We start from the raw sequence: 7,391 nt of genomic DNA, 5'->3' as shown, positions 1-7,391 counted from the left end.
GCCGGTCGGTGTGTCACCGCCCTGCCCGCCGGGCCGGGAACCGGCAGCTCGCTGCGGACCTGCGGCCGGTGCCCCTTCACGGCCCGCCGGTGTTCGACCCGGCGGGCCGTCGTGCTGCCTGACGCACCGCACCTGGCGGGCCTCGCTCCAAGAGTCTCCGGAGCAAGGACCGAACCGGCCCGGACCTCCCGCGGCCCCGGGCCGGTCAGCCGGCCAGGGTTCAGTCCCGCGCCGCCGCCAGCGCCGCCTCCGCCTTCCGGCGGTAAGTGGCCAGCTTCTCCGCCGGGGCGACGGCCGCCTGCTTGCTGCGGGGCTTCACGGACACGTCATGCCCCTCGGCGGCCCTGCGCAGCGCACCCACGGTGGCCTGCTCGCGCGGCACATGCGCGAACGGGTCGAAGGAGTACCAGCGCATCGCGTTCCGGTGGGTCATCTTGTCGATCTCGTCGTCCGGTACGTCGTTCGCGGTGAGCACCTGGTGCAGTTCCTCGGGGGCGTTGGGCCACATGGAGTCGCTGTGCGGGTAGTCCGCCTCCCAGCAGATGTTGTCCACGCCGATGTCGTGGCGCAGCCTCACGCCGACGGGGTCGGAGATGAAGCAGGTGAGGAAGTGCTCGCGGAAGACCTCCGAGGGGAGTTTCCCGCCGAAGTCCTGGAGGGTCCAGGTGGCGTGCATCTCGAAGGTGCGGTCGATGCGGTCCAGGAAGTAGGGGATCCAGCCGGTGCCGCCCTCGGACAGCGCGATCCTGACGCCCGGGTACTCCTTGAGGACCCGGGACCAGATGAGGTCGGCGGCGGCCTGGACCAGGTTGATCGGCTGCAGGGTGATCATGACGTCCGGCGGGGCGTCGGGGGCGGTGATGGCGAGGCGTCCGGAGGAGCCGATGTGCAGGTTCATCACCGTGCCGCAGTCGGTCAGGGCCCGCCACACCGGGTCCCAGTACTCGGTGTGGAAGCTGGGGTAGCCGAGCGGGACCGGGTTCTCCGGGAAGGTCAGGGAGTGGCAGCCCTTGTCGGCGACCCGCCTGATCTCCTGGGCGCACAGTTCGGCGTCCCAGATCGCCGGCAGCGCCATGGGGATGAAACGGCCGGGATGGGCGCCGCACCACTCGTCGATGTGCCAGTCGTTGTAGGCGCGGACCAGGGCCAGGGAGAAGTCGGAGTCCTCGGTGGCGAGCATCCGGGCGGAGAAGCCCGGGAAGGAAGGGAAGTTCATCTGGGCCAGAACGCCGCCGGCGTTCATGTCGGCGACCCGCTCGTCGACGTCGTAGCAGCCGGGCCGGATCTCGTCCAGGCCCTGCGGCTCCATGCCGTACTCCTCCTTGGGACGGCCGGCGACCGCGTTGAGCGCGACGTTGCCGACCGAGTTGTCCCGGAACTGCCACACGTCCGTGCCGTCGTCCCGGTGGACCAGGCGCGGGGCGTCCTTCTTCCAGCGGTCCGGCAGGTGGTTGGCGAAGATGTCGGGCGGCTCGATGATGTGGTCGTCGACGCTGATCAGGATCATGTCGTCACGGTCCATGAGGACCCTCCTCAGGGCTCGGTCTCGGATCAGTCGGAGGCGGGCAGCGCCTTGGGCGCCTTGATGGTCAGCGGCCGGCCTGCGTAGGCGAGGCGGCCGGAGCCGGACGCGGTGCAGAGGAGTTCGAGGGTGTCGGCGGCGTCGACGTACCGCTTGCCGATGAGAGTGGCCGGCGCGTCGCCGGCCGGGCCGGGAAGGGGGGTCTGTGCGGCGGGGATCATCGGGCTGCCGCCGCACTCGATGGGACCGGCCGCCTGCTGCGGGGCCCGGATGACGATCACCCGGGTGGTGTCGGTGGCCGAGGCCAGCTGGTCACCGGGGCGCGGGGTCGGTGCGGGGGACGCCATTGCGTGGATCTCCTTCCGTGGGAGAGATGGCCGGGGGCGTCGTGGGAAGCCGCTCCCCCAGCAGTTCCAGGTCGAAGGACCGGCGTGCCAGCCAGAAGCGCAGGAAGCCGGTGAGGGAGTAGCGCAGGAAGAGGGCCGCGCCCACCACCGCGGCGGCGACCCCGCCGAGGCCGAGGGCCAGGGCGTCTCCTTGGGCGAGGGCGCTGTCGGTGGCGTGGGCGAGGGGGAAGGCGAGCGCGCCGAGCAGCACCCCGGCGGCCATCAGCAGGCCGCCGAGGCGCAGCCACAGGGCGGCGCGCGCCGTGGCGGGGTCCGGGATCTTCAGCTCGGCCAGTTCACGGACGAACCGCTCGGCACGCGGCTCCGGGGCGGGGCTGGACGTCATGGGGCGCTCCCCAGGTAGTAGGCGGAGAGTTCGGTGTGCAGGGAGCTGTCGGGGTGTCCCTGCCAAGGGATACGGCCCCGGGCGAGGACGGCCGCGTGGTCGGCGATCTTCAGGACGGCGGCGGCGAACTGTTCGACGACGAGGACCCCGACACCCTGCCGGGCGATGTCCGCGACCTGTTCGTACAGGCCCGTCACGATCAGCGGGGCCAGTCCCATGGACAGTTCGTCGAGGAGCAGGACGGCGGGGTCGGTGGTGAGTCCGCGGGCCAGGGCGAGCATCTGCTGCTCGCCGCCGGAGAGGGTGCCGGCGGCCTGCGCGCGCCGGAAGCCGAGGACCGGGAAGCGGGCGTAGGCGGCGTCCTCGATCTCCTCCCGGCTGCGGCCGGTGAAGGTCATCATCCAGAGGTTGTCCCGTACCGAGAGGTTCGGGAAGACGCCCCGTCCTTCGGGGATGAGACAGACGCCGCTCCGGGCGAGGTCCCCGGCGCGGGCGCCGGTGACGTCCCGGCCGCCGAGAAGAAGCCGGCCGCCGCTGGGCGGGTGGACCCCGGCGGCGACCTTCAGGGCGGTGGTCTTGCCGGCTCCGTTGGGGCCCAGGAGGGCCACGACCTGGCCGGCGCCGACCGTGAGGTCCACGCCGTGCAGGACGCCGATGCCGTCGTAGGCGGCTCGCACGTCCCTGAGTTCGAGGAGCGGTGTCCCGGTGACGCTCATGGTCACTCCTCTCCCAGGTAGGCGGTGAGCACCGTCTTGTCCTGGCGGATCCGCGCGGGCGGGCCGCTGGCGACGACGGTGCCGAGGTCGAGGACGTGGACCTCGTCGCAGACGGTCATCACCAGGCTCATGTCGTGTTCGACGAGCAGTACGGCGGTGCCGTCCTCGGCGAGGGAGCGGAGCAGGGCCGCGAACCGCGCGGTCTCCTCAGTGTCCTGGCCCGCGGCGGGCTCGTCGAGGAGCAGCACTTTCGGTTCCAGGACGAGTGTCCGGGCGACCTCGACGAGCCGCGCCGCGCCGGTGGGAAGGGCGTCGGCGGGCGCGCCGGCCAGGTCCGTGAGACCCAGGCGGTCCAGCACCCGGTCCGCGGTCCGGGCCGCGTGCCGTCGTCCGGGGCCGAGTTCCGCGGCGACGAGGAGGTTGCCGCGGACGGTGAGGCGGCCGAACAGCTCCAGGTGCTGGAAGGTGCGGGACAGTCCGCGCCGGGCCCGGCGGGCCGGGCCCTCGCGGGTGACGTCGTGGCCGTCGAGCAGGACCCGGCCGGTCAGGGGCCGGCGCAGGCCGGAGACGACGTCGAACAGAGTGCTCTTGCCCGCTCCGTTGGGTCCGATGAGCCCGGTGACGTGGCCGGCCTCCGCGGCCAGGGAGACCTCGTCCAGGGCACGACGTCCTCCGAAGGAGACGCTCACCTCTTCAGCTCGCAGCAGTGGCACGGTGCAGCACCTCCCCGTCCTCGGGACGCCAGGGACGGCGGATTCCCCACCACTCCACGGCGATGTCGGTGTCCGGGCTGCGGCGGGCGGAGGCGCGGGCGTTGAGTGCCAGGGCCGCGAGGAGGGCCGCAGCGAGCAGCGGGGGGCCGTCCACCGCGTCGGTCGCGGCGAGGATCCAGCACAGGGCGAGTACGCCGAGCAGCAGGGGGAACAAGGTGCGGTCGCGGGCGAGCCGCGCCCATTCGGCGTGCAGCCGGGGGACGATGCCGGCCGGGCTGTGGGCGAGGCCCATCCCGGCCAGCGCGATGAGCAGCGGGGACAGATCGTGCGCCCAGGAGCCGAGGCCGTCGAACCACTGGGTCGGGACGACGAAGGCGATCCCGGCGAACAGGCCCGTGCCCACGGCCCCCAGTCCGCCGACGACGGCGATGAGGAAGACGGGCAGCCCGGCGACGAGGTCGAACTGCTCGGCGGTGACGGTCTGCCGCTGCATGCCGTAGAGGGCGCCGCCGAGACCGGCGAGGCCGGCCGACAGGGCGAAGACCGCGACCTTGGCGCCGAGCAGGCGGCCGCCGAGGGTGGCGAAGGCGGCCTCGCTGTCGCGCAGGGCGATCAGCCGCCGGCCGAAGCGGCCCCGGCGCAGCGCGGCCACGGCGAGCGAGGCGAGGCCGAGGCAGACGGCGGCCAGGAGCAGCAGCCGGACGGGGGAGGTGAGGCGCAGTCCGAACAGGTCGGGGCCGGTGACCGCCACGGAGCCCTGGTCGAAGAGAGCGATGCGCACGCCGAACACGTCGAACGCGGGGAGGGTGAAGATCCAGCGGTCGAGGACCACGGCGAAGGCCGCGGTGCCGAGCGCCAGGTAGACGCCGGACAGGCGCAGCGCGGGCACGGCGACGAGGGCTCCCACCCCTGCGGCGACCAGTACGGCGACGGGCAGTGCCCACAGCTCCCCGTGTGCGCCGAGGTGTCCCCACACCACCGCGCCGATTCCCGCGACGGACAGCTGGCACAGCGAGATCTGGCCGGTGAAGCCGGCCAGGGGCACGTAGGACAGAGCGATGAGGCCCACGGAGAAGACCGTGCCGTAGGAGACGACCGCCTCCTCGCTCAGGACGGTCGCCATGACCAGGGCGAGGAGCAGGACGCTGCCCGCGAGGACGAGGCTGCCGCGTGGGGTGGGCAGCGGTACGCGGACCAGTCGGCGGTCGCGGCCGCGCAGCCTGCGGTGCGGGAAGGCGAGCAGGGCGAGGAGCAGGAGCAGGGCGGGAGCGGCCAGGCGCAGGCCGGGGAGGTAGTCGTTGCGCGGCAGATAGCCGGCGAGGTAGGCCTCCAGCAGCCCGACGACGGCCGCGCCGAGGAAGGTGAGCGGCAGGCTGCGCAGCCTGCCGAAGACGGCGGCGGTGTACGCGCTGACGATGAGGAGGGAGAGCTGCTGGGCGTCGAGCGCGACGGTGGGGGCGATGAGGATGCCGCCGACGGCGGCGAGCTGGCTGCCGAGGATCCAGGCGAGGCGGCCGGCCCGCAGTGGGTCGGCGCCGGTGAGGCGGGCGAGGGCGCGGTCGTCGACCGAGGCGCGCATCTCCGTGCCGGCCCGGGTGCGGTGGAGCAGGAACCACAGCGCGGCCGCCACGGCGACCGCGACGGCCAGGGTGACGGCCTGGTGCCAGGTGAGGGTGGCGGGACCGAGGCGGATCGCGGACCGGTCGGCGAAGAACGGTTCGAGCGGACGGGGGGTGTCGGGGTTCCAGACCCAGCGGGCCAGAGCGATGCACCCGGTGAGCAGGGCCACCGTCATGACGAGGCGTTCGGCTTCGCCGAGGGCCTGCACCGGGCGCATCAGGACCCGCTCCACGACCAGGCCGAAGGCGGGTGCGAGGACGAGCAGGACGGTGACCAGGGCGAGCGGGACCGGCCACCCCCAGCCGACGGCCAGCTGCCAGTAGGAGAAGGCCGCGAGCATGCCGGAGGCGCCGTGGGCGAAGTTGAAGACGCCCGCTGTGGTGTGGGTGAGCACCAGGCCGCTGCCGATCACGGCGTAGATCGCGGCGGTGCTCAGGCCCACCACCGTGAAGGCCAGGAGTTGATCCATGACTTGGAAACTAGCTTCTCTCTATTGGAGAATCAACCATTCGTACATGATACTCAGTTCAGAGAATCTCATTCTCATCCGGTGCGGACGACGAGAGAGGCGTTCCTTTGAGGCCTACCGACGACCTGGTGGAGATCGAGCAGCTCCTCGCCCGATACGCGGTCGCCATGACCCGGGGCGACGTGGACGGTGTGCTCGGGGTGTTCAGCCCGGACGGCAGTTACAGCGCGTTCGGCGACACCTATCCGCTCGACGAGTTCCCCGCCCTGGTCGCCGCGGCGCCCAAGGGCCTTTTCCTGGTCGGGACGCCGCTGATCGAAGTGGACGGCGACACGGCCACCGGCACCCAGCCGCTGTGCTTCGTCGAACACTCCGCGCACACCATGCGCATCGGCTACTACAACGACACCTACACACGCACCGGCGACGGCTGGCGGCTGCGCACCCGGGCCATGACCTTCATCCGGCGCAACGGCGACCACGACTCCGGCCGTCCGCACGCCTTCGAGCGCACCCGTTCATGAAGGTCGCGGACTTCCGGCGGGCGCTTACGGCCTGGCTCGACGAACACGACCTCTCCCCCGGCCCCGACCACGGCCTCGACGCGCAGGTGGCCCAACTCGGCCGCGTGAGAAAGGCGTTGTGGGATGCGGACTGGATGCGCCACGGCTGGCCCCGTGAGGTCGGCGGAATCGCCGGGCCGGATGCGCTGCGCGCGGTGCTGGGTGAGGAGGTCGCGTACCGTCAACTGGCCGAGCCCGGCATCTGGTCGATGGTCGAGGTACTCGTGCCCACTCTGATCGACTACGCGCCGCCCGCGCTGGCCGCCGAGATGGTGCCCCGCCTGCTGAGCGGTGCGGAGCAGTGGTGCCAGGGCTTCTCCGAACCGGGCTCGGGCAGTGACCTGGCCTCGCTCTCCACCCGGGCGGTGCACGGCGGGACGGGCTGGGTGGTGAACGGCCAGAAGGTGTGGACGAGCCTCGCCCAGTACGCGGCCCGCTGCGTCCTGCTGGCCCGCACCGGGGCCCCCGGCCACGACGGCATCAGCGCCTTCTTCATGGACATGGACACCCCGGGCGTCACCGTCAGGCCGCTGCGCACCCTGCACGGCGTCGACGAGTTCGCCGAGGTCTTCCTCGACGACGTACGGATCCCGGACGACCGCCTGCTCGGCGCGCCGGGCGACGGCTGGCGGCTGGCCATGGACCTGCTGCCGCACGAGCGGTCCACCTGTTTCTGGCACCGGATCGCCCACCTGCACAGCCGCCTGGACCGGCTGCTGGCGGACGGCTGCGAACCGGACGCCGACTCGCTCGGCGCCGCCTGGCTCGACCTGCACACCGCGCGCTGCCGTTCGGCCCTCACCCAGCGGGCGCTGGCCGCCGACGGCCGGCTGGGACCGGAGACGTCCGTGGACAAGATCCTGCTCGCCACCGCCGAACAGCGGCTCTTCGACACCGCGCGCGACCTGCTCCCCGGCACTGTCGAACTGACGGACGAGGGCCCCTGGCGCACCGAGTACCTCTACTCGCGTGCGGCGACCGTCTACGGCGGCACGGCGGAGATCCAGCGCAACATCGTCGCCCGCCGCCTGCTGGACCTCGGAAAGGAGTGACCCC

At 72.5% G+C, this 7,391-nt stretch carries 8 protein-coding genes; 2 read left to right on the top strand and 6 right to left on the bottom strand.

What is annotated here, in order from left to right:
• Positions 1-220 precede the first annotated feature (220 nt).
• Genes ABZ862_RS35970 through ABZ862_RS35945 form a run of 6 tightly spaced genes read right to left on the bottom strand, consistent with a single transcriptional unit; the run spans position 221 to position 5,772 of the window.
• Entirely contained in the window at positions 221-1,522 is a 1,302-nt protein-coding gene (locus tag ABZ862_RS35970) for an amidohydrolase family protein (RefSeq protein ID WP_360967996.1), read from the bottom strand.
• Positions 1,523-1,551: 29 nt separating this feature from the next.
• Complete coding sequence (locus ABZ862_RS35965; RefSeq protein ID WP_360967993.1) at positions 1,552-1,869, bottom strand: hypothetical protein; 318 nt, start codon at positions 1,867-1,869, stop codon at positions 1,552-1,554.
• Positions 1,835-2,254 carry a hypothetical protein gene (locus tag ABZ862_RS35960; protein ID WP_360967990.1) on the bottom strand — a complete coding sequence of 140 codons (420 nt, stop codon included), beginning with the start codon at positions 2,252-2,254 and terminating at the stop codon, positions 1,835-1,837. Before ABZ862_RS35960 ends, ABZ862_RS35965 begins: the two co-directional genes overlap by 35 nt.
• Positions 2,251-2,970 carry an ABC transporter ATP-binding protein gene (locus ABZ862_RS35955; protein ID WP_360967987.1) on the bottom strand — a complete coding sequence of 240 codons (720 nt, stop codon included), beginning with the start codon at positions 2,968-2,970 and terminating at the stop codon, positions 2,251-2,253. Before ABZ862_RS35955 ends, ABZ862_RS35960 begins: the two co-directional genes overlap by 4 nt.
• A gap of 2 nt (positions 2,971-2,972) precedes the next feature.
• The gene (locus tag ABZ862_RS35950; protein ID WP_360967984.1) at positions 2,973-3,683 is read right to left on the bottom strand and encodes an ABC transporter ATP-binding protein; all 711 of its coding nucleotides are present in this window, start codon (positions 3,681-3,683) and stop codon (positions 2,973-2,975) included.
• Positions 3,664-5,772: an ABC transporter permease gene (locus tag ABZ862_RS35945; protein ID WP_360967980.1), complete on the bottom strand. Its 2,109-nt coding sequence runs from the start codon at positions 5,770-5,772 to the stop codon at positions 3,664-3,666. Before ABZ862_RS35945 ends, ABZ862_RS35950 begins: the two co-directional genes overlap by 20 nt.
• A gap of 107 nt (positions 5,773-5,879) precedes the next feature.
• Here ABZ862_RS35945 and ABZ862_RS35940 point away from each other — a divergent pair, with 107 nt between their 5' ends.
• Positions 5,880-6,296: a nuclear transport factor 2 family protein gene (locus ABZ862_RS35940; RefSeq protein WP_360967977.1), complete on the top strand. Its 417-nt coding sequence runs from the start codon at positions 5,880-5,882 to the stop codon at positions 6,294-6,296.
• Positions 6,293-7,387: an acyl-CoA dehydrogenase family protein gene (locus ABZ862_RS35935; protein WP_360967974.1), complete on the top strand. Its 1,095-nt coding sequence runs from the start codon at positions 6,293-6,295 to the stop codon at positions 7,385-7,387. The genes ABZ862_RS35940 and ABZ862_RS35935 overlap by 4 nt, the downstream gene beginning before the upstream one ends.
• Positions 7,388-7,391 lie beyond the last annotated feature (4 nt).

The organism is Streptomyces sp. NPDC047000 (assembly GCF_040644295.1).
Taxonomy (GTDB): domain Bacteria; phylum Actinomycetota; class Actinomycetes; order Streptomycetales; family Streptomycetaceae; genus Streptomyces.
The sequence above is the reverse complement of the archived record's forward strand: the minus strand, read 5'-3'. Positions and strand labels throughout refer to the sequence as shown.